22 protein-coding genes are annotated in these 22,356 nt (G+C 48.0%); 8 read left to right on the forward strand and 14 right to left on the reverse strand.

What is annotated here, in order from left to right:
* Window positions 1-7: 7 nt before the first annotated feature.
* The gene (locus ACFMKP_RS19570) at window positions 8-1,150 is read left to right on the forward strand and encodes an STAS domain-containing protein (RefSeq protein ID WP_382294285.1); all 1,143 of its coding nucleotides are present in this window, start codon (window positions 8-10) and stop codon (window positions 1,148-1,150) included.
* On the opposite strand, the gene ACFMKP_RS19575 is transcribed toward ACFMKP_RS19570, so the two are convergent.
* Entirely contained in the window at window positions 1,147-1,818 is a 672-nt protein-coding gene (locus ACFMKP_RS19575) for a RecX family transcriptional regulator (RefSeq protein ID WP_382294287.1), read from the reverse strand. The two genes, ACFMKP_RS19570 and ACFMKP_RS19575, sit on opposite strands and share 4 nt — an antisense overlap.
* Window positions 1,819-1,888: 70 nt before the next feature.
* Window positions 1,889-2,968, reverse strand: coding sequence for a recombinase RecA (recA, locus tag ACFMKP_RS19580; RefSeq protein WP_054535479.1), 1,080 nt, complete (start codon window positions 2,966-2,968; stop codon window positions 1,889-1,891).
* Between the two features lie 324 nt (window positions 2,969-3,292).
* Between recA and ACFMKP_RS19585 the strand changes: the two genes are divergently transcribed.
* Window positions 3,293-4,075, forward strand: coding sequence for a tyrosine-protein phosphatase (locus ACFMKP_RS19585; RefSeq protein WP_382294290.1), 783 nt, complete (start codon window positions 3,293-3,295; stop codon window positions 4,073-4,075).
* 249 nt (window positions 4,076-4,324) lie between these two features.
* The gene (locus ACFMKP_RS19590; protein WP_382294292.1) at window positions 4,325-4,525 is read left to right on the forward strand and encodes a hypothetical protein; all 201 of its coding nucleotides are present in this window, start codon (window positions 4,325-4,327) and stop codon (window positions 4,523-4,525) included.
* A gap of 49 nt (window positions 4,526-4,574) precedes the next feature.
* On the opposite strand, the gene asd is transcribed toward ACFMKP_RS19590, so the two are convergent.
* Window positions 4,575-5,630 carry an aspartate-semialdehyde dehydrogenase gene (asd, locus tag ACFMKP_RS19595; protein WP_382294294.1) on the reverse strand — a complete coding sequence of 352 codons (1,056 nt, stop codon included), beginning with the start codon at window positions 5,628-5,630 and terminating at the stop codon, window positions 4,575-4,577.
* Between the two features lie 135 nt (window positions 5,631-5,765).
* Here asd and ACFMKP_RS19600 point away from each other — a divergent pair, with 135 nt between their 5' ends.
* Window positions 5,766-6,203: a hypothetical protein gene (locus ACFMKP_RS19600; RefSeq protein ID WP_382294296.1), complete on the forward strand. Its 438-nt coding sequence runs from the start codon at window positions 5,766-5,768 to the stop codon at window positions 6,201-6,203.
* Here ACFMKP_RS19600 and ACFMKP_RS19605 read toward each other — a convergent pair.
* From ACFMKP_RS19605 to ACFMKP_RS19625, 5 genes are all read right to left on the reverse strand, one after another.
* Window positions 6,200-6,775 carry a TetR/AcrR family transcriptional regulator gene (locus ACFMKP_RS19605; RefSeq protein ID WP_382294298.1) on the reverse strand — a complete coding sequence of 192 codons (576 nt, stop codon included), beginning with the start codon at window positions 6,773-6,775 and terminating at the stop codon, window positions 6,200-6,202. The genes ACFMKP_RS19600 and ACFMKP_RS19605 overlap by 4 nt on opposite strands.
* Before the next feature lie 10 nt (window positions 6,776-6,785).
* Entirely contained in the window at window positions 6,786-7,148 is a 363-nt protein-coding gene (locus ACFMKP_RS19610; RefSeq protein ID WP_382294300.1) for a DUF4260 domain-containing protein, read from the reverse strand.
* Window positions 7,149-7,238: 90 nt separating this feature from the next.
* A complete protein-coding gene (locus tag ACFMKP_RS19615; RefSeq protein ID WP_382294302.1) occupies window positions 7,239-8,255 on the reverse strand; it encodes a CobW family GTP-binding protein in 1,017 nt (338 codons plus the stop codon).
* A 136-nt stretch (window positions 8,256-8,391) separates the two neighbouring features.
* Entirely contained in the window at window positions 8,392-8,838 is a 447-nt protein-coding gene (locus ACFMKP_RS19620; RefSeq protein ID WP_382294578.1) for a peptidylprolyl isomerase, read from the reverse strand.
* A gap of 149 nt (window positions 8,839-8,987) precedes the next feature.
* The gene (locus ACFMKP_RS19625; protein WP_054535488.1) at window positions 8,988-9,275 is read right to left on the reverse strand and encodes an HU family DNA-binding protein; all 288 of its coding nucleotides are present in this window, start codon (window positions 9,273-9,275) and stop codon (window positions 8,988-8,990) included.
* Window positions 9,276-9,473: 198 nt separating this feature from the next.
* Here ACFMKP_RS19625 and ACFMKP_RS19630 point away from each other — a divergent pair, with 198 nt between their 5' ends.
* From ACFMKP_RS19630 to ACFMKP_RS19640, 3 genes are all read left to right on the forward strand, one after another.
* Window positions 9,474-10,061 carry an ANTAR domain-containing response regulator gene (locus ACFMKP_RS19630; RefSeq protein ID WP_012191727.1) on the forward strand — a complete coding sequence of 196 codons (588 nt, stop codon included), beginning with the start codon at window positions 9,474-9,476 and terminating at the stop codon, window positions 10,059-10,061.
* A 3-nt stretch (window positions 10,062-10,064) separates the two neighbouring features.
* Complete coding sequence (locus tag ACFMKP_RS19635; RefSeq protein ID WP_382294305.1) at window positions 10,065-10,643, forward strand: hypothetical protein; 579 nt, start codon at window positions 10,065-10,067, stop codon at window positions 10,641-10,643.
* A 494-nt stretch (window positions 10,644-11,137) separates the two neighbouring features.
* A complete protein-coding gene (locus ACFMKP_RS19640) occupies window positions 11,138-11,683 on the forward strand; it encodes a PadR family transcriptional regulator (protein WP_382294307.1) in 546 nt (181 codons plus the stop codon).
* Window positions 11,684-11,739: 56 nt separating this feature from the next.
* Here the strand turns inward: ACFMKP_RS19640 and ACFMKP_RS19645 are convergent, their stop codons facing one another.
* The 6 genes from ACFMKP_RS19645 to ACFMKP_RS19670 form a co-directional block, all read right to left on the reverse strand.
* Window positions 11,740-12,780 carry a hypothetical protein gene (locus ACFMKP_RS19645; protein WP_382294309.1) on the reverse strand — a complete coding sequence of 347 codons (1,041 nt, stop codon included), beginning with the start codon at window positions 12,778-12,780 and terminating at the stop codon, window positions 11,740-11,742.
* Complete coding sequence (locus ACFMKP_RS19650; RefSeq protein WP_382294311.1) at window positions 12,707-13,126, reverse strand: hypothetical protein; 420 nt, start codon at window positions 13,124-13,126, stop codon at window positions 12,707-12,709. Before ACFMKP_RS19650 ends, ACFMKP_RS19645 begins: the two co-directional genes overlap by 74 nt.
* 93 nt (window positions 13,127-13,219) lie before the next feature.
* On the reverse strand, window positions 13,220-15,370 hold the full coding sequence (locus ACFMKP_RS19655; RefSeq protein ID WP_382294313.1) for a hypothetical protein: 2,151 nt from the start codon (window positions 15,368-15,370) through the stop codon (window positions 13,220-13,222).
* Between the two features lie 157 nt (window positions 15,371-15,527).
* Window positions 15,528-17,642 carry a hypothetical protein gene (locus ACFMKP_RS19660; protein WP_382294315.1) on the reverse strand — a complete coding sequence of 705 codons (2,115 nt, stop codon included), beginning with the start codon at window positions 17,640-17,642 and terminating at the stop codon, window positions 15,528-15,530.
* 55 nt (window positions 17,643-17,697) lie between these two features.
* Window positions 17,698-19,830, reverse strand: coding sequence for a hypothetical protein (locus ACFMKP_RS19665; protein WP_382294317.1), 2,133 nt, complete (start codon window positions 19,828-19,830; stop codon window positions 17,698-17,700).
* A 178-nt stretch (window positions 19,831-20,008) separates the two neighbouring features.
* Complete coding sequence (locus ACFMKP_RS19670) at window positions 20,009-21,619, reverse strand: ATP-binding protein (protein WP_204755035.1); 1,611 nt, start codon at window positions 21,617-21,619, stop codon at window positions 20,009-20,011.
* A 327-nt stretch (window positions 21,620-21,946) separates the two neighbouring features.
* Between ACFMKP_RS19670 and ACFMKP_RS19675 the strand changes: the two genes are divergently transcribed.
* Window positions 21,947-22,324 (forward strand): two-component system response regulator, encoded by a 378-nt coding sequence (locus ACFMKP_RS19675; protein WP_382294319.1) that lies wholly within the window; start codon window positions 21,947-21,949, stop codon window positions 22,322-22,324.
* Window positions 22,325-22,356: the final 32 nt, after the last annotated feature.

Here is a 22,356-nt window from a genome sequence, read left to right on the forward strand (position 1 = left end):
ATGGCGTATGCGCAAGCGTTGGCGGATATGGCTTGATCAATTACCACAACAGAAGCTGATTGAACGCCGCCAAGCTCGCGCATTCCAAGCAATTGTGCTTGGCTTGTTTGTGATTGCGGTCTTTGGCGTGATCAGTTCAGCGCTTATTTTCGTCATTTTTCCTGCAACCGCTGATACCTTCAAGCAACTGTTGATGGCGATGGGAGCCTATTCAATTATGGGCATTGGCTCAGCGATTGCACTGCACCAAGTCCGCCATAATGCCTTGCAGCGGGCTGCGATGATTGTGAGTGGCAGCATTCAATTGATGTTATTGCTTGGCTATTCAGTGGTTGGGATTTTACGTGAAAATAGCACCTATGGCTTTGTTTTCTTTACAATTCCGTTAATTATCAGTGCCTTGCTCAATAATCGTAGAGTCTTGATTATTAATGCAGTAATTTCAATTGCAATTGTTGCATTGGTTGGAATACTCGAATATGCTGGTATGTTAAAACCAATCGACATGATTGAAAATTTTTGGGTTATTTTTGTAACCCTAACAATTGGGATTATTAGCCAAGCTTTATTAGTTGAGCGTTTTGGTAGCAGCTTACATATGGAGATTTATAATTTATTGCAACGCGAGGATGAAGCGCAACAGCTCCATAATTTATTAGAACAAAAGGTTGCCGAGCGCAATCAGCGCTTACAAACAGCCCTCGATGAGCTTGCGCAACGTGAGCATGGATTGCAACAAGCGCTCGAAGAACTGCAAATTAGCCAAACCATTGTTGCGCAACTCAATATTCCGGTTATTCCGGTGCTACCACGAGTATTAATTGCTCCATTAATTGGCGAAATGGCTGCTGATCATGCTCAGATTTTGAAAAACGATATTTTTGCTGCGATTGAGCGGGTGCATGCCCATACCATTATTTTGGATATAACTGGAGTTTCATTAATTGACCAAGTTGTTGCTGAAACAATCATTCAAATTGCCAAAGCGTCGCAATTGCTGGGCACGCAAACCATTTTAGTTGGTTTGCGCCCAGAAGTAGCAACCGCATTGGTGAACTTGAATCTCCAAGCCAACATGGTTAAGAATTATCTGACCCTCGAAAAAGCCATGCAGCCGCTGCTTCAACCACATGTGCGCCGCGCAACTTAATCGATTTCATCTGGTTCGGCGTTATTTTGAAGCTCCTGCCAAAGTTGGTCAAGCACTGGCTTAATCGTATCGAAGCCAAAGCCACGGCGTTGCAACAAGCCTGCCATTTTTCGGCTAAACGCCATTTTGGTTGGCTCGTTGGCATAGCGCCGCAACGCCGAGCGGGCCACGCTAAACGCTCGTTCTTGCTCTTCATCTTGGTCGGTTAGCTCGTTCAACACTTCGCTAATCAAATCGCGCTGTACGCCTTTTTGGCTAAGCTCAGTTTGAATCGCGCGCGCGCCGCGGGGCCGATGTTGTTGGCGATTTTCGACCCAAAAACGGGCAAAGGCTGCATCGTTAACCAAGCCAATTTGGGCGAGTTTTTCAATCGCGAGATCAATATGCTCATCGGGAAACTCGCGTTTGCGCAGCCGAGTGCGAATTTCTTGGCTTGAGCGTGGGCGAGCCGCTAGAAACACCAAGGCCGCGTTATAGGCTTTATCGACCTCTTCTGCTTGGGCAATTGCTTGCCAATCGCTCTCGCTCAGCACTTTGCCTTTGTAGAGGCCTTGTTGTTCGAGCGTGCGCAGGCTAATGCCCAAGGCAAAAACCGAATCAATATACAAGTTAATCCGTTCACGATCGTGCTGTTGCAGTTCTAGTTGGGTAATTGTTCCAGTTGGCATGGCAATTCCTCAAACAAAAAGGCGTAGCAAACCAATGCTACGCCCGCTTGCTATTAATTAGCTGAGCCGATTATTCGTCGTCGAAAATGCCATCGCCATCGTCGGCTGGGGCAGCGCCGCCATTAGCAGCAGCAGCACCGACAATTACTTTCGCGGTTGGCGCGCCTGGTGAGGCAGCCCGAATCATTTTTTCAACTTCATCAGCTAAGGCTGGATTATCTTTGAGAAACTGCTTGGCATTTTCGCGGCCTTGGCCCAAGCGATCGTCGCCAAGGTAGAACCAAGCCCCGCTTTTGCGCAGAATTTCCATAGTTACGCCAACATCGACAATATTGCCTTCGCGCGAGATACCTTCGTTGTACATAATATCGAATTCAGCTTGGCGGAATGGTGGTGCAACTTTATTTTTGACCACTTTGACCCGCGCGCGCGCGCCGATCACATCTTGGCCTTGCTTGATGCTCTCAATTTTACGAATATCTAAGCGGACTGAGGCATAGAATTTTAAGGCATTACCGCCGGTTGTCGTTTCGGGGTTGCCGAACATCACGCCGATTTTCATCCGCAATTGGTTGATAAAGATCAAGGCTGTGCGTGATTTGGCAACTGCGCCAGAGAGCTTACGCAACGCTTGCGACATCAAACGAGCTTGCAAACCAACGTGTGAATCGCCCATGTCGCCTTCAATTTCGGCGCGTGGCACGAGTGCTGCAACTGAGTCAACCACAATCACGTCGATTGCGCCTGAGCGCACCAAGGTTTCACAAATTTCGAGTGCTTGTTCGCCAGTGTCAGGTTGTGAGACCAACAGATCTTCAACGTTGACACCACAATTGGCTGCATAAACGGGGTCAAAGGCGTGTTCAGCATCGATAAAGGCTGCAACGCCACCCATTTTTTGGGTTTCGGCAACAATATGTTGGGTCAGGGTTGTTTTACCTGAGCTTTCTGGACCATAAATTTCAATCACCCGACCCCGTGGAATCCCGCCAACCCCAAGTGCTAAGTCAAGGGCGATCGAACCAGTTGGAATGGCTTCGATCGACAAGCGTTGATCGCTCATGCGCATAATTGCGCCTTTACCAAATTGACGGTCGATCTGACTGAGGGCGGCGGCGAGGGCCTTTTCTTTTTCGGGTGAGATTGCCATTACTCTGACTCCTTGTAGATACTCTTGCTTACGAAAAAGTGCGGCAGACTTCGCGTCGCCACTGCAAGGCAGTATAGCACACTTGTTCGTCAAGTACAAGGCTTTTTTTCCTGTCTTGGCTAGTACTTTGTGTTAAAGCAGCCGTAGTAACCAAACATAATCCGTTGACTTTTAGGTCTATGGCGGTATAATCCATCACCTATAGAGATTAGTTAAATTTGTTAATTACTACTCCGTATCGTCCCCCCTAATTCACTCGTATGGGGCGATGTCATAGTGGTATACTTGCTTGGTCTAGTTTAAAACTAAAACAAGGCGCACTCTATGTACGATTTACACTGTCATATTCTACCTGGAATTGATGATGGCCCCACCGATTGGAGTGGTTCGTTAGCAATTGCCCGCGCCTTAGTTGCCGAAGGTGTAACATGTGTGGCTGCTACGCCACATGGGCCTGGCTCAAGCCAATCGCGGCTCTATCTTCCTTCGCGCTTACGCGATTTGGTGGTGCAGTTGCGCGAATATTTGCAACGCGCAAAATTAGGCTTGCAAGTTGTTTTAGGCACGGAAATTGTGGTTGCCAGCGATTTGAGCGAGCGTTTGCGTCAAGGCGATTTATTGGGCTATGGCACCAGTCGCGCTGTTTTGTTGGAAACGCCAGCCCATATTGTGATTGAGCATTTGCAGCGCTCAATTTTTGATTTACAATTGGCTGGCCATCGGGTGATTTTGGCTCATCCTGAGCGCACTCGGGTCTTCCAAGATAATCCTAATCTTTTGATTCCATTAATTGAGCGTGGCGTGGTGGTGCAAATTACTGCTGCCAGCTTGGTTGGTTGGCACGGCCAGCGCTTGCAAGATATTACAACTCAAATGGTCTATCATAATTTGGCCCAAATTATTGCCAGCGATGCGCATGCTCCAACCGGCGCACGCGCTCCTGCAATGCACGAAGCATTTACTGTTGCTAGCAAATTAATTGGCGAGCAGCGTGCCCGCCGTATGGTCGAAGAATTACCACATTTGTTGCTTTCTGATGCGCAAATTCCCCAAGCTGAGCCATATTTTATTCAACCTCAAAAGCAAAGTTGGTGGCGACGACGTTAATTTAATCGATAAGCGATGCTTGCTGGTTAAGGTCACCTACGGGTGGCTTTTTTATATTTTAGCTCTTGGAACAAATGCTGCTAGGCTGCCATCCTAGGTAGGCTATGGTTATGGTACTAGCGGCTTGATGACTAATGAGCTATAGATATTAATCAAATTCTTATCTATTTAGCCTGAATAGCTCAATGATTAACCAAGTTTGATATGATACGATACAGCTAGATATCCAGTTTTATGAGGGGTGTGTTGATGGTTCTCTTTGCAGTGTTATTAATGCTCTTTGGTGGAATTCTCTTGGTTTCGCGCCAATTTCGTGAGCAATGGTTCTATAGCGATGCGCGGCGTGGCACTGATCTGGTGTTTACCCAACGGCTGCACCAGACCTTTCGCTCCGTTGGCGGCGTATTTATGCTGATCGGGCTGATCATCGTGGTGATCAATACTATTTAATTAAATCGCGCCCAGCATCACTCACCATCAATGCTGGGCGCGATTTATTTTAGGCTTTGATTAGGCCTTTGGCGACCATTAATTCTGCATTGAGCAACGAACCCCCAGCGGCTCCGCGCAAGGTATTGTGCCCCAACAAGACTAATTTATAATCGAGAATTGGGCAGCGGCGAACACGGCCAACGGTTGTTGCCATGCCACGTTCTGCATCGCGATCGCGGCGCGGTTGTGGGCCATCGGCCAATTCGGTGACCAAAATGGGGTGGGTGGGAGCACTCGGCAAATTGAGGGTTTGTGGCTCGGCCTTGAATTCACGTAAGGCTGCAATCAATTCTGCTTCGTCGGCTGGCGGGCGCTCGAAGGCCAATGATAAACATTCGGTGTGGCCATCGATAACGGCCACCCGATTACAGTGGGCGCTGATGGTGATTTGGGCTTCTTCTACGCCCTGAGCGCCAAGCGTGCCCAGCAACTTGCGTGGCTCCCACTCGACTTTCTCTTCTTCACCTTTGATCAGCGGCACAACATTATCAATAATATCGAGGCTTGGCACGCCCGGGTAGCCAGCGCCTGAGATGGCTTGCATACTAACCAACAAGACTTTGCTTAGGCCAAAGGCATCGTGCAAAGCCCGCATTGGCAGTACAGCGTGGGTGGTTGTGCAGTTGGGGTTGGTCAAAATGCCGCCGCTCCAACCATAGTGTTGGCGTTGCAGCTCCAACAAATTAACATGGTCGGGGTTAACTTCGGGGACCAACAGCGGCACGAGTGGATCTCGGCGATGCGCGCCAGCGTTTGAGAACACCAAAGCCCCAGACTTAGCCCAAGCAATTTCGGTCGGGCCAGCAGCATCACTGGGCAAGGCACTAAACACTAAACCAACATCACCAACCTGATCAACTGGCTGGACGGTCATCTTGGCAAATTGGCTAGGCATTTCGCCACCGATCATCCAGCGGCCAGCTTCGGCCAAGGTCTTACCAGCCGAACGCTCCGAAGCTGCAACAACCGTTACTTCAAAATAGGGGTGATCGATCAACAAACTCAAAAAGCGTTGTCCAACCATCCCTGTTGCGCCTAGCACACCAACAGGAATCTTCTTCATACCAAAAGCCTCCGCAGTGGGAATGTTAAATAGCACCATTGCTCATCAGCTTCGTTGCTGCGCGCATTATAGCAACTCCACGCCGCCATGCAACGTACCGTGGTCTGATGGTATTAGATAGAAAGGTTTTTTTGTATGCTTGATATTGATGCCCGAAAACGGATTGCAAGTTTAGAAGAAGAAGTTCAGGCTTTACGCAGTGAAATTCGTTCGCTGCGCGCTGATTTACATCCAATGATCAATCCACGGCCAACACCAAAGCATCAGCCACCGCCAGAGCGTAATTTGGCTCCTGAACGTGAGCCAGAAGCCTTGGCTGATGTGGCGCAACAGCTTTCTGAGCAGGTTTCGATGGATGAAATCGGAGCCTATTTGAAACGTGATCGTGTTAAGGCCAGTGAGATTCAATTAACTGAGCAGGATCTAGAGCGCAATCGGCCTCGCAACCGCAGAGCGCATGAGGGTTATCCTAGCAAGCCTTTCAATATGGAGGCATTTCATGGCAATCTCAAGCTCTTTATCATCTTATTTTGTTTAATTACCGTACTCATCGTTTTGCTAAATCTGCTTTAATCAGTTTGAAGCTGGGCAACACCAGCCAAATAGCTGCGCACTGCAAAATCAAAGGCTGCGCTTAAGTCGCCGCCACGTTGGAGCTGTTGATTGAGTTCGAGCAAGACAAAGCCATGAATCAGCCCCAGCATGCCGCGCAAAGCGCTCAGCGAATGCTGTTGGCCACTAATTTGGGCCATGATTGCCTGCACTGGTAATACCATTTCGACCAAGCTCGTCGAATCGGCTCGTTGTTCGGCGCTGGCAGCGGTAAAGGCCAGAGCATAATTTTTCGGTTGGGCATGAGCAAATTGGCGATGGCCATGGCAAATTGCGAGCATTTGGCTTTGTGGATCGTCTGCACTGGTATTCAAGGCCTGACTATAGGTCTCAAACAATTGCTGAATCGTGATTGTCACAACGCCTTTGAGCAAAGCGGTTTTATTGGCAACATAGCGATATAACGATGGCGCTTTGATGCCCAACTCGCTTGCTAAGCCAGCTAAAGCCAATTGCTCAACCCCATCGCGTTCAATTAACCGTTGAGCAGTAGCAATAATTGTTGGATAATCGGTCTGAGCAGGATAGGCCATACAACTTCCTCTAAACACGCCCCAAATGGGTATCTTTGAACTGAGTTGGGTATTTTAGCCCATAGCCAAACATGCGATCAAGCCCAATATGTGCCAACCAGATCAAGCCAATTTGTAGCCCTAATGACCAATTGTTGCTCACCCCAAGCGCCAAAAAGCTCAATGGCACAAGCGTAACATGAGCAAGATTGTAGCAAATACTGCCGACTTTTGGCCCCAACAGATAGCCCAACATCGCCAGATCGGGCACAAATAAGGCGAGGCCAAATTGCCACCAACTAAAACCTTGCCAGGCATAGCCCAATATCGCAATCAATAATAAACCCAAGCCTTCAGCATGTAATAATTGCTTCGCCAAACTCGCTGTTTTCATAACCGACCTCAAGACTAATTCGATTAGTTTATAAAGCTAATGATATTAGTTTTGAGATTGTTTGTCAAGACTAAATTGATTAGTTTAAAATTATTGGTTTTGATACTTACGTCGCCATTCGGCCACAGTCAGAATTTCTTCGCGCAGTTCGTGGGTGGTCTGCGCCAGGCAGGCATCAAATTGGGCAGTTAATTGGGCTGAATCAAAGCTCTGGCTCTGGCCAATAATCACAATTTTGCTGTGCGGCGGGGTTGCGCCCCATGGCTCGCCGAGCTGCAAACTAGCGCGTTTGCCTGCTAATTGCACAATTGCTTGGCGCTCAGGAGCTTCGGCCAAATAGACGATGCCTTTGGCGCGAAAAATTGAGCTTGGCAGTTGTTGAAAGGCATGTTGCAAGCTACTCATCGTAAACGGTTGGGTGGTTTGGTAATGCCACGTTTGCCAATCTTGGTCGTGATGCTGCCCAAATTCATGACGATCAGCCAGCAGATCGATGCGATATTGGCCAATGCCGAGCAGCAGATCGATTGGCACAACGCCATATTCAGCAGTCAAGATGCGGGCGCGCGGCACGATTGCTTGAATCCAATTAATTACTCGTTGCTGTTGGGCAGGATCAATTAAATCGATTTTGTTGACCACTATAATATCGGCGGCGGTAATTTGATCGCCGACTTGGACGATTTGCTGGCGCTGTTCCTGAATGCGCTCTGCATCGACGACCGCCACAATTGCATCAAGGCTAATTAATGAGCGTAAAGCTGGCAAGCGGAAGGTTAAGGCAACTGAAACAGGGTCGGAAACCCCGCTGGCCTCGACGATAATATAATCTGGACGATCGGGGCGGTTGAGCAATTCGAGGGTGGTGGTCAGCAAATCCTCGCGAATGGTGCAGCAAATACAGCCATTCGCCAAATTCACAATTTCGTTAGCCTCAACCCCAACGACCAATTGGGCATCGATGTTGATTGCGCCAAAATCGTTGACCAGCACCGCGATTTTGAGGCCATGCTGGGTGGTTAGCAAGTGGTTGAGCAGGGTCGTTTTGCCTGCGCCCAAAAAGCCAGTCAAAATTGTCATCGGAATCGGCGTTGCTTCGCTCATCATACACTCCTAATTACTTGGTAACCACGAAGATCGCGAAGGATCGCTAAATTAATCTTTGTGGTACTTCGTGTTCTTCGTGGTTAAAAACAAAAACCCCTCGTTCTGCTGAGAACAAGGGGCTGAGCCAAAGCCCAATTTAGCTGACGGTTACTTTGGTCATGCTATCGCCTTGGCGAATGGCGTTGACCACATCCTGACCTTCGGTGACCTTGCCAAACACGGTATGGCGGCCATCGAGGTGAGGTTGTGGTCCGTGGGTGATGAAGAATTGTGAGCCATTGGTGCCTGGGCCGGCATTGGCCATTGAAAGCACGCCGGTTTCGTGCTTGAGTGGATTGCCTTTGAACTCATCTTCAAAGCGGTAGCCTGGGCCACCGGTGCCGGTGCCAGTTGGATCGCCACCTTGAACCATAAAGTTTGAGATCACGCGGTGAAAGACCACGCCATCGTAGAACCCTTCGTTAATCAAAAACACAAAGTTATTGACCGTTTTGGGTGCATATTCTGGATACAACTCGATGGTGATGTTCCCTTTGGTTGTTTCCATAGTGACGACATAGTGTTTCGTGGTGTCAATCGACATCGCTGGCGCTGACTTCCATTGTTTTGCGGCCACGTGAGACCCCTTTCGACTAAAGAATCGTGAAAACATTATCACCCTAGGGTTATAACACAAGAAAGCGACCGCAAGCAATTGGCGGTCGCTCAAAGCAACATCGGCTACGCTGTGAGCTACTCAGACTTGCCTTGGCGAACCAACAGTTTCAAGCTATTACTGGCCGAGAAACCAGGCGTTTTCGTAGCTTCGATTGTCATCCGTTCGCGCGTTTTTGGGTTGACCCCTTGGCGAGCTTGGCGCTCGCGAACTTCAAAGGTACCGAACCCAGTCAGGACAACTTTTTCACCAGCTTGCAAGCGCTCGCTGACCACATCCAACATAGCATCGACAACGCGGCGTGCCTCTTTTTTAGAAATGCCGGTGCGTTCAGCGACCTCAGCAATGAACTCGATTTTTTGCATTGCACGCTCCTTAATCCTAGCGAAGCTACAATCGTTACCCCCGATTATACCATAAGCAGTATGCGCTGTGGAACATTTTAGCCCATTAGATAGGCCAATTTACTCATTATGGTTGCTTGCCGCGAATAGCGCAGCATGCTATACTTGCGTACATTCATCGAAGCTACGATGACCGATTATGCACCCGGAGGAAACCGTATGCCACAGACACGCATTGTCATCGCCGATGACGAATCGCTGATTCGCATGAATCTGCGTGAAACGTTAGTTGGCCTCGGCTATCTTGTCGTTGGGGAAGCTGGTGATGGCGTGAGCGTTATCAACCTTGCCCGCGAACTACGCCCAGACGTAGTGGTGATGGACATCAAAATGCCCAAACTGGATGGTATCCAGGCAGCCAAAGTGCTGACTGAAGAGAAAATTGCCCCGGTCTTGCTCTTGACTGCCCACAGCGACAAAGAGTTGGTCGAGCGCGCCCGCGACGCTGGTGTTGTGGGGTATCTCAGCAAGCCCTTTCGCGATAGCGATTTGATGCCAGCACTCGAAATTGCCCGCGCCCGTTTTGAAGAGTTCCTGACCCTCGAACAACAAGTCGGCGACCTGAAGGAAACGCTCGAAACTCGCAAGATTATCGAACGTGCCAAGGGCATGTTGATGGATTCTCAAGGGCTGAAAGAATCTGAGGCCTTCCGCAAGATTCAGCAATTGAGCATGAATACCCGCAAGTCGATGCGCGAAGTTGCCTCGGCCTTGCTGTTGGCCAACCAAATGGAGCAACAAAAGTAAGTTATGCTACGTCGCCCCTCTCAGCAACAACTTGTCGCTGTGTTGCGGGCGACGTTGCCTTTGCTGCTGGCCGCCTTCCTAGGCGGCTTAGTTGCCCTCGCCCTGCAACCAGATCCTCCCGCCCAACAACCAGTCATTCAAATTGTTACCCCAACTGTGCTCAAGGCCGCTGCCACCGAGGTGCTGCCCGCCCCCGCGCCATCCCCAATGCCCGCCACACCCACGATTATCGTTTTTCCTGAAGACACAATTTCCTTGGAATTGGTAACTCTGCGCCGCGATTTGGAGTTTACTGCTGGAAGTTTGCATTTGCTACGCGCCACTATCCGCATTCAAAATGCCCGCATCGCCCATAGCAACCTGCAAACTGGCAATGTCGAAGCCCAACTCGATTTGGCCCAAGCCGATTTAGATGCAGCCTTTCCACTGGTCAGCGATGAAGTCCGTGCTGCTATCCAAGGTCTCAACGATCAAATTAATTATCTTCGCGACGATCTCAGCATTCGCCCAGAGACAATCGACTCGCGGCTTGCAGATTTGACCGAGCAGGTATTGGTATTGGCGAATCGCGATTTACCCTAGACGAAGAACATAGAGCATAGAACATAGGGAGCTGAGATCGAAGAGCGCGTTTTTTAGCCACGAATTGCACAGATTTTTGGGATAATGTTTCTCCTGATCCCTCACCCCCAGCCCCTCTCCCACTGAACGCGGGCGAGGGGAGCACTGGTTTTTACCGACAAATTGTGCAAAAACCACGGGATTAAAGCCCCTCGTCCGCCACGTGGGAGAGGGGTTGGGGTGAGGGGATCAGGCCGTCGTTAATCCAATGAACCAATACAGCTAGAGGCTATCGGCTTTTGGATCAACTTTTGGTATTACCAATTAATCTCCGATAGCCCATAGCCCAAAGCCGATAGCCCATAGCCTGATCCTTTTTTGATTTTTGCCTTTTGACTTCTGATTTTCCTTCATCCCTCATCCTTCCAAAGCTTCCCCCATGAATTCACCTTGACAAGACCATGATAGTTTAATACTCTAGAAGTAGATTATTCTATTACTAGGATATATGTGCTATGAAAAAGTTGACTCAGGCTGAAGCGGCGATTTTAAGCTTGTTGGCAGAGCAGCCACGCTATGGCTATGAGCTCGAACAAATTATTCAGGCGCGGGGGATGCGCTTATGGACGGAAATAGCGTTTTCGTCGATTTATTATTTGCTCAAAAAGCTTGAGCAAGCCCAATTGGTGGCGGGCGAAACCTCACAAGGCGATGGGCGGCCTTCACGAATGGTCTATAACATTCTACCAAGTGGCAGGGCTGCATTGCAAGAGAGTTTGCAAGCAATGTTGAGCATGCCCCAACAACGCTATTCGTCATTGCTCTTGGCCATGGCCAATTTTCCATTGCTTGATCTGAACGATATTATCAACGCCTTAGAGCACTATTGCGCTGAATTGCGAGCGCAAATTGAGCGCGTCCAGCAACGCCGCGCCGAAGCGCCAACCGAAGTTTGGCATATCCAAGGCCTGTTTGATTATACCGAAACTATGATTCGGGCTGAGCACGATTGGCTCACCAAGTATCTGCTTCACATTCGCCAACAGCTTAACGAGGCTTGAGCGCGGCTAGCCCACGCCCATTTATGATTAAACGGGCATGGGCGGCTAGTCAACGCTTATTTGTTAACCTGTGGAATAAAACTCCGATAGAATATTGGTTCTGGCTCGCTAGCCAAGCTAAAACTAGCGATGCCTAAACTTGGGCTAGACCCAACATGGGTAAATTTACCACTCAGATACAGATATTTTTCGCTGGCCGCCAGCCGTTCGACCGCACCATTGGGCGCTTGCTGCGGGGCTTGCCAAAAAAATCCATTCCAGCGTACAAGGCTGCCCAAGGCTTGCGAGCCAACCTTGTTGAAGGCTCCGCCAATATACAAATAGCGATCGTTGATATTAACTAGTTGCAGTGGCGCGCCATCGAACTCAAATACTATGTGGCTGGTTGTGCCTTCGAGCCGATGCACTGTATTGCCTTTGGTGAAATAGAGCTGGTTTTGCCAGACTACAAATTGCGGTAGCGAGCCATTGCTTTGAATATGCAGCCCAGTAACATCCTGCCAATTTGTGCCATTCCAACGATCAATATTCACTTCCCACCAATCATGATTTTGCACAATCAGGATTGCATAGACCTGATTATTGGAAAAATAGAGCTTTCCAGGGTGCGGCTTGAGGCCAGTATCACGCCATGCAGCCTGATCAATCGCCACTATAGTGCTGATCGGTTGGGTATCGATTCTAGTCCAATCGGAGCTTGCTAACAAATGCGTACCCAAAAGCGTCCATGTCATCGGCGAACCAGTTAAGCCAAGGGTCGAACTAAGATTTCCGCTCCGGTCGAATTCGGCGATTGTGCTTGAGGCATGGCTGCCAAAGAAGGGGAATTCACTGACCAGATAGGCATGATCGTTGCTGGTGGTCAACAATTGCGCTGAAGCATCCAACAAGCGGCGGTTTTCCCAGTGCCAACCAGTCCAGAATTTAATCGTATTTGGTAGATCATGACTGATAATCGGTGCACCTTGAACCCCAGTAATAGCATAAATTGGCGAATGAACCTTGGTATAAGCCAAGGGAATACTATCCACGCCATTCCAATAGATCAACTGAAATCGATTGTCGTTCAGCAAAAAATCGCCAGCAAAATACAGCATTGATCGTATCGACATCATTGGCTTGTAGCCCATAACCTTGCCAGCTTGTGCCATCCCACGAGGCTAAGCCATTAACTAACTCACCATTCAGATAATTGAAATTTCCGGCCATATATAAGCGATTATTGGCATCGAGGTGCAAGTTGCTAATTGTGCCAGGGATTGCCAAGCTATTGTGCAATGAAGTATCCCATGTGCCATTAATAAGATTGCTGGGATTTAATGATTGCTGAGCATCAGGCTTGTTGGGGATACTTTGGGCATGAATCGTTAAGCTGCTTAAGCATAAGCCAAGCAAAACCAACCAGAATCCTAAGCGTAGCTGAATCGTTCGGCGCTTCTGCATCTAAGGCTCCTCATTCATCTGCTAAATCTCATTCCGATTGCGGGCGCTCAACCAGCTTGGTTTGCTGCAAGCTGGCTGAGTCCCCTTTTAAGCTTATTTGCTTGCTTGAGGGATAAATTGGCGATAGCTTGGGCTTGCAGGAACCTCATCAATTGCAAAGCTGGCGATGCCCAATGATGGCATTGTGCCAACGTGGGTAAAGTTGCCTGCAATATGCACATTCTCGGCGGTTGTTGCTAGTTCATAGATTGCGCCATTGGGTACATGCTCAAAGCCTTGCCAATTTGTGCCATTCCAGCGGGCAATTGGGCCAACTGTTTGCTCATCGACCTTGCTAAATTCGCCTGCGACATACAAATAGTCGTCACCAACGCTGCGCAAAACTCTGGGCACATCGTTGAAGGTTGCCAGCGTAACCAGCTCTTGGCTGGCAAAATCGAAGCGGCGTAATTCGTTTTTGTAGAGCAAATACAGCCCATCGCGCCAAGCCACAATTTCAAAACTCGGGCGATTATCAAATTGCTGCCACGCAGTCACTTCTTGCCAGCTTGTGCCATTCCACTCAGAAATATACACCAGCCACGAACCGCGATCGGCTTCAGAGCGTACAGTATACAATTTTTGATTGGCAGGATAGATTGGGCCAAAATTATACTGATCGACAAGTTGCTGCCAGTGGTTGCCATCAATCGCGATCGCGCCAGTAATTGGTTGGCTATTGATCGTGCCTGAGTACATGCTGGCCAAAACTTGCGTGCCTGAGATCGACCAGGTAACTGATTGCGGTTTGAGAACGACTGGCGCAGTGAGGCTGCCATTTGGCTCATATTGCCAAATCACACTTGCAACGCTAGAGGTTGTGGTAAATGGGCTGTTGGCAACTAAGTAGGTATGCTGGGCATCGGTGGTTAACAAGCGGGCATCATAGGATGCATTGCCCAAGTTTTGCCAAGCACTCCCATTCCAGAATTGCAGATTGGTTTTGGGAAATTGCGTAAAACCCACCAATGGCGAGCCTTGAAGATTGCCAAGATCATTAACCCAACGCTGGTTGGTGGTGGTGGCTAAATTGGTGAGATTCGTGCTATCCCAAAAGACCAATTGGCTTGCTTGACCATTGAGCGTGAAATTGCCAGCAAGGTAGATGCCGTTGCTGCTAGCTTCAATTGCACTAATCGCTGCAATCTCCATGGGCAGATTGACAATGTTCCAGCCAGCATTGCTACGTTGCCAAAGTTGGCTATTTGTTGCTGCATAGGCTTGGCTATTCCATTCCACTAAATCAAGCGCCGAACCAGTGATAATCGAAGAATCAGCAACCCAATTGTTAGCATCCCAATGGTAGATTTTGGTTTTGCTGCCTTGATCGTAGATTGGCTGGCGAATATAGAAGGTATTGCTCAAAACATGGGTTTCTTGGGCAGGATAAATATACTGAGGCACTGGGAGGTTGTTCCAAACGCCTTGTTGCCAAAGCGCAAAATAATCAATTGCCGTGTTATCAATCGATAGCACTTCGCCAGAAACCACAACCGCCTCATCAGTCGCCGCAAATTGATAGAGCGAGCTATCGATATTGGCAACGTTGTGATAGCCAGTTGGTTGCCATGCCAGCAATGAATTAACCACTAAATCGTTAAAGCGTGAAAAATTGCCGCTAACATACAAGGTATCGCTGACCACATCGAGATCATGCACTTTGGCGATGTTCGAATAATCATAGAAATCGCTGGTGCCACTAAAACCAGTGCCAAATGCTTCAAAGGCACTACCATTCCAGCGCGCGATGCCATTCATGGTCTGGCCGCTAAATTGGCGAAAGCCACCACCAACAATTAATTGATCGTGGTAGGTTGTCATGGCACGAATGGCCCCAGCATCATTTGGCTGCAAGCCATAGCCTTGCCATGCAGTGCCATTCCACGAGGCGAGACCATTGAATTGCTGACCATTCAGATATTTGAAACCACCAGTTACATACAGCCGATCGTTTTCATCGACGTATAATTTGCTAATCGTCCCTGGAATTTGCAGATTGTTCTGGAGGGTTGTATTCCATGTGCCAGTAATCACGCTGCTGGTCGTTAATGGGGCAATCTGGCTTAATGAATGTGCAACTAGCTGCTGTTCATAACTACTATCATCAGCAAGCGTTGTTGATTGGCGGGCTTGGGTGGGTAAATTGCCAGTGTAGAGGCCAAGGATCGCAACAATCAACCCTAAACGAATCCGTAGTTTCCCCATTGTAAATCCGTCTCCATACTACATAATAGAACCATAAACCGAGACCTACCGTGACTGTAGCGTGAAGATAGTTGGTAGGATTGATTCAGCTATAGTACAGCATAATTAACAACTGCCTTACTTGATAGCGAAGCAATTGTTAATTATGCTGATAGGTTTATTTACCAACTTGCGGAATATATTGGCGATAGATTGCAAGGTCTACGCTGGCGATGCCAAGCGATGGAATATTGCCAACCCGAGTAAAGTTGCCTCCAATATGGATATAGCGAGACGTAACGGCCATCTTCTCAACCGTGCCATTAGGAGCATCAGCAAATCCTTGCCAGGTTGATCCATTCCAACGAGCCATGTGCCCGATGCTTTGATTATTTATCTTGGTAAAGCGCCCGGCAACATACATATGCTCAGGGGTGGCACGTAATACGAGCGGTACATCATCGAAACGTGCAACCGTGATCAATGTGTTGCTTCCACTATCAAAACGGCGTAGCTCATTTTCATATAGAAAATATAAATTACCCCGCCACGTTACTGCTTGAGGTACTAAGCTATATATATATATATTAGGATATGGCAAAGTTGTGAGCTTCTGCCAAGCAGTACCATTCCAAAATGAAAGCGTAATCCCTGACTGCCAATTATCAATTGAATAAATTTTTTGACCAACAACATATATATAAGGTAGCGGATAACTAGATGGATTTTGATTGAGCAATTGTCGCCATTGCTTGCCTTTAATCGCAATTATGTTACTTGTTGTCTGATAGTCAATTGTGCCTGAGTATATATTCCCTATTAATTCACTCCCTGAGACCGTCCAATTAATCTGTGATGTTTGAGGTATAAGAGGTATAAAAAGTGTAGTAAGGTTACTATTTGGCTCAAAGCGCCGAATGGATGATCCTGCTAGGTAGGTGTTATCGTTATCAATTGTTATCAATTCGTCGTCAGATGCAAACTGACCAAAGTATTGCCACGCTATGCCATTCCAACGCTGAATTGTATTATGATCGCCAGAAATGATAATTGGCCGACCCTGAAGATTCCCAATACTCCGAATCGTTTCGCGTTTGAAGGTGCTGGCCACATCGTGAACCGTTGTGCCATCCCAAAAAACCAATTGGCTCCGCTGATTGTTGATCTCGAATTCGCCCGCCAGATAGATGCCGGTACTACTTGCTGCCATATCGGCAATTTTATAGATAGTGATTGGGAGATTGATTACGCTCCAATCGAAACTCGTTCGTTGCCACAACTTGGCATTGGAAACACTAAACAGTTGCCCATTCCATTGCACTAAATCGATGGCTGAGCCTTCACTGATCTTGCTATCAGTAACCCACGTATTATTCTCCCAACGATAGATGCTAGTAAAAAAAGGATAATAAACTTCATAACCACGGGTATAGAAGGTATCGCTCAAGACAAAGGTTTCTGAGCCCCACGGAGCCCACGATGGCACCCATGGATTCATCCAAGCTCCATCTTGCCAAAGCGCAAAATCGGCAGCACCCATGTTCCCAATCGAGCTGAAGCGACCAGTTACCAGCATTTTGGAATTGGTTGCTGAAAATTGATACAGCCCTCCCTCAATCTCGGCAACCTTACGATAGCCGGTTGGCTGCCACGCCAGCAATGCGTTAACCGCTAATTGATTAAAACTGGTGAAACTCCCAGTGATATACAAGGTATCGCTGACGACATCAAGATCATAGACTTTTGGCCGCTCTGAATAATCGTAGGGTGCGCTGACTCCCTGAAAACCGCTACCAAAGCCCTCAAAGGCCGTGCCATTCCAGCGAGCAATCCCATTGCGTGGCTGCCCAGCCAAGGTTTTAAACTCACCGCCAACAATCAGTTGATCATGGTAGGTGTTCATGGCATAAATAGTGTCACGATCATCAGGCTGTAAGCCATAGCCTTGCCAGGTATTGCCATCCCACGACGCAAGGCCATTGAATTCTTGATTATTCAGATAATTGAATGATCCCGTCACATACAGCCGATCATGGTCATCAACATAGAGTTTTTTGATTGTGCCTGGAACCTGTAGCTGATTGTTAAGGCTGCTATTCCATGTGCCAGTAATCAGATTGGTTGCGGTTAATGGGGCCATCGAATCAACTGCTACGCTGGATTGTGGTTGCTCAGCAGGAGGCTGATCAAGCAGCCTTGGTTGTTGGGCTTGGGTTGCCAAACTGCTAGCGCAAACCAGTATGATCAGCAACACCAACTTAACAATACTTGCGCCAATGCGGTAGATATTCATCTTAAACTCCTCTTTCTAGGTTGATGAACTAGCCCTATACCGGGTAGGGCATGGTTTACTTATTGATCGATGGTAGATAGATCGTATAGGGCGTAAGATCAACGCTGGCAATGCCAAACGAACTGATCGGCCCAACATGCGTGAACTTGCCGCTAACATGGATAACATCGTTAGTAACGACCATTGTTTCAATATCGCCATTTGGCACCGTTGCAAACCCTTGCCAGTTGCTCCCATCCCAGCGCGCAATCCGCTCAATTGATTGATTATTGATCTGCGTGAAGCGCCCAGTAACATACAAATAGGGAGTACCAATAGCTCGTAGCAGATGAAGTTTTCCATCAAACGTCGCAATCACCGTTGTTGGGCCATCATCATACCGGCGTAATTCATTGCCATGGATAAAATAGAGATGATCGCGCCAGGCAATTGCTTGAAGCGGCCTTTCAGAATCAACCGTGTAATGGCTGCTGAGAAACTGCCAGAATTGACCATTCCAATAGTAAATATCATTGTGGGTAGTTGGGTAGTACGACACAATACAATAGAGCCGGCGGTTAGTGGCATAGACCGTGCCGCGACAGTGCGTATTGGTAATTTTTTGCAAGCCTGAGTCAGTAACCTTAAATACGCCGCTAATTTCTTGATTATTGGCGAGCGCTTGTTGCGTATCTAACCAAACTTGGCCCATTTGTGAAGTTAAATGAATAAAATTAAGCTGATTCGGAGCGTCCGCGAGTACTAACGAGGTGGTTAGGGTTCCGTTTGGCAGAAAGTGCCAAATCGCACTATGAATAGGCGGGACTGGCGAGATTGAGTAGCCCTGAACTAAATAGGTTTTTGCAGGGGTTGTTATCAGGCCCGAATTGCTTGAATAGAGGGTTTTCCAGCGATTTTCAGTCCATAGCTGAAGTTTATTATCTTGGATAATCGGCTTGCCTGCGAGATCGCCAATTTCATTTATCGGAGCGTGGCGCATAATCTGGGGTATATTGGTCACATTCTGGCCATCCCAATGAAATAAGTTACTTGGTTGCCCATTAATGATGAAACTTCCCGCCACATACACTCCGGTGCTATTGCCTGCGATTGAGCTTATTCTTCTAACAGTAACTGGAAGGTTAAGTTTATGCCAACCATCGTTGCTGCGTTGCCAGATCGATTTGGAATCCACATAATTAGCGGCGTACAGAGTTCCATTGCCTACCGTCGATCCATTTATTGATTCAGTAATAACTGAGGTGTCGCTAATCCATGTATTGTTGGCCCACTGGTGAACCATGGTATGGCTTGATTGATTGGGCGCAGGGGTCATCAGATACATTGTATTGTTCAGCACCTCAAGGCCCCTCATGGTGCTTGTACCGGCAGGCATAGGCAATTGGCTCCACGTTTGGTTTTGCAAAAGGGCCAATTGGTTGATTGGTATGTCGTTGATACTGGTTATATAGCCAGCCACGATCGTAGCATTGGTAGTTGAGGCAATCTCGTCAACCCGATCGATCACCTTCGCTATTTGACCATAGCTCGTGGGATTCCAATAGGCAAACGATTCGGCTGGAACGTTATCAAAGGAAGTAAAATTGCCACCAATCTGGAGACTATCGCTGATCACAGCTAAGTCGAATACATAGCCAATTGACGTTGGACTTTGGATGAGGCCGTTACCAAAGGGTTGAAACTGCGTACCATCCCAGCGTGCTAGGCTATTCATCGTCCTGCCGCCAATTTGGCGAAAGGAACCGCCAATAACCAATTCGCCATGATAGAGTTGAATCGTTCTGATATCGATCTTATCATCATCGGTAAGACCATAATCTTGCCACGTTGCGCCATCCCATGAGGCAAATTGCTTAATTGTTTCGCCCTCAATCGAGTCAAATTCTCCCGAGATATATAACCGATCTTGTTCATCAACAAACATTCGTCGAATAAAGCCAGGAAGCTCTAAACTTCGGTCATAGCCTGTATACCATGTGCCAGTAATCAGATTGGTTGCGGTTAAACTGCTCGTTTGGGTGAGTTGTGATGCTAATGGGGGCAATTCGCTTTCAGCTGAGGAAGTGAACGGGGTGTTGTTGAGTGAAGCTACGCTTGATTGTGCTTGAGCTAATGATAGCTGAAGCAGGATAACAATAAGTAGAAAACCAATGCCAATCTGCCGCTTACCAAACCATGTTGCTGCCATGATAACGCTCCCAACGTTAGTAGATGTTATATCATGGGCTGGTAGGGGATTTTGCATTAAACCTCCACTACTCTGCCTCATCTATAAGTATAAGCCGCATGTCAATCTAAAAAATAGTATTAAATACAAACAGCTTGGTAACACACCAAGCTGTTTGATGCTTATTTGGCGAATCTGATTAATCCAAGCGCACTTTAGCACCGAAGTTTTTGGCTTCTTTGCTGACAAAGTAGGTTCCACAGGCAGCATCGATCAAATCGGGATTGAAGGTCACTTGTTCCATATTATATTTGGCGATGCTAATCATCTGATCGAGAATATCGCGTGGTTGGCACATGCGGAAGGGGCGTTCTTCGGGCTTGTACCATTTTTCGACCAAATAATCTAAGCCCTTGGGATCAAGGTTGATCTTACGGCCTTTACAGACCAACGACCAAATTTGCCGCCATTGGGCTTCATCGGGGTCGCGGACCTCGATTTTGAATTTAATCCGGCGCAAGAAGGCTTCGTCAGCAACTTGGCTGGGGTCGAGGTTGGTCGAAAAGATCAGCAACTCATCAAATGGAACTTCGATTTTTTGGCCAGTGATTGTGGTCAAATAATCGTAGCGTTTTTCGAGCGGCACAATCCAGCGGTTCAGCAAGTCCATCGGGCGACATTGTTGGCGACCAAAGTCGTCGATCAAGAAAATGCCGCCGTTGGCCTTCATTTGGAATGGCGCTTCGTAAAAGCGACCAGTTTCGTTGAAGGTCAAATCGAGCGCTTCGAGGGTCAATTCGCCCCCAACCACCACCACCGGGCGTTTGATTTTGGCCCAGCGCAAATCATAATCCGATGTACCGACGTTGACATCTTTATCGACCAAAGTATGCACGATGCTATCGTAAACCTTGATAATTTGGCCATCGGCATCAATCGCATACGGCACGAAAATATCATCGCCCATCAAGCGGGTAATGCGCTCGGCGATACTGGTTTTGCCATTGCCAGGGTAGCCAAACAAGAAGATCGACGCGCCAGAGTTGACCGCAGGCCCAACTTCATTCAACACTTGGTCGGTGATAATCAAATCGCTAAATGCTTTGCGAATATTGCGCCGCGTAATGACCATATTTTTGATCGTTTGAGCTTTGACCGATTCGAGAAACTGCTCAAATGGCACAGGGGCTGGGCCGCTATAATTGCTTTTCTTCATGGCATCTTCAGCGGCCTGCGAGCCACGTGGAGTCAAAACATATTCATAGTTGGTATCGCCAAAGCCGCGTTGGCCAGCAATATCAATATATTCCGAGTTGCGCATTTGGGTAATCACCGGATCGAGCACGCTATAGAATAAGCGTACTTCTTGGGCCAACTCCATGCCGGTGACCCGCGAGCGATTATAAATGACCCGCAGCAATTGGTCCTGAATTTGCGTTCGATTCAGGCCAGTTTCTTCGATGGTGGTTGGTACTTTGGGGTGATAGCTATTCCCCGATGGGGCTGAGCCATCGTCGTTGGGTATATCCCCCCCTAAAACCCGTGCGCCGCTCAATTTGCCATTGGCTTGGGCTTCGGCGACCAAGGCATCGAGCTGTTGTTTGTGCATATTTAAGTGGCGGGTAGCTTCGTAATCATTTTGCTCGCGCGCTTCCTTCAAGCAATCGTAGAGAGCCCGCGCGACGGCATACTTGATGCCATCGACATACATATGATGCAAATATTCGCCCGGACGCACGTAGCAGTCGGGTGTATGATCATTTCGAGCTTTCATTTCGTCATACGAACGCGCATCCAGTAAAAATCGCATGCCTCACATCCCTTCGTATATTGCCGTTGCAACAAGTATTGCTCAATTCGCAAAATCATCTAGCTTAATTATAGGGGCCAAAAATCACCCCACGCAAGCACGACTTTGGGGGGAAATGGTTAAAGTACCTTAATCCCCTCTAAACTGCCTACTATGGCCGATACCGATCACAGACCAATGTTTGCTGCATCGCTCGGCTATTCACGCCAACAACTCGCTCGCCGCAATATGCTATCGTATAGTCAGTATTGTACTACTACATCATATCGTATTTAGTCGACATTCTGAGTTGCAGCAAACTCGGGTAGGATGGCAAGGAGCGCCAGTATGTTAAAAGCAACGCCTCAGAGCGCCCAAATCGTAATCATTGAAGATAGTGCGACGGTGCGCGATATGCTTGCGCATATCATTCGCGATGAAGGCTACCATGTGGCAACCTATACAACTGCCGTTGATGGGTTAAAATACCTACAATCCAGCCCACCACCGCGCCTGATATTGCTTGATCGTGTGTTGCCCTATATGTCGTCAGCTGAATTTCTGCAAGCATTGCAAGCAGAGCCAAGCCTCAGCGCGATTCCGGTGGTGGTGATTTCGACCTATGTATACGACGAAGTTGCGCCGCTCCCCTATACGGTTGGCTATCTCGAAAAGCCAATCGCAATCGACGATTTGATGCAGGTGGTGCGGCGCTATTGTGATTAGGCTGCGGCCAGCGTGCCGCTATGGTTTGGAGT

Origin of the sequence: Herpetosiphon sp. NSE202, assembly GCF_042688385.1 — a bacterium.
In the GTDB taxonomy this organism is placed as follows: Bacteria; Chloroflexota; Chloroflexia; order Chloroflexales; family Herpetosiphonaceae; genus Herpetosiphon.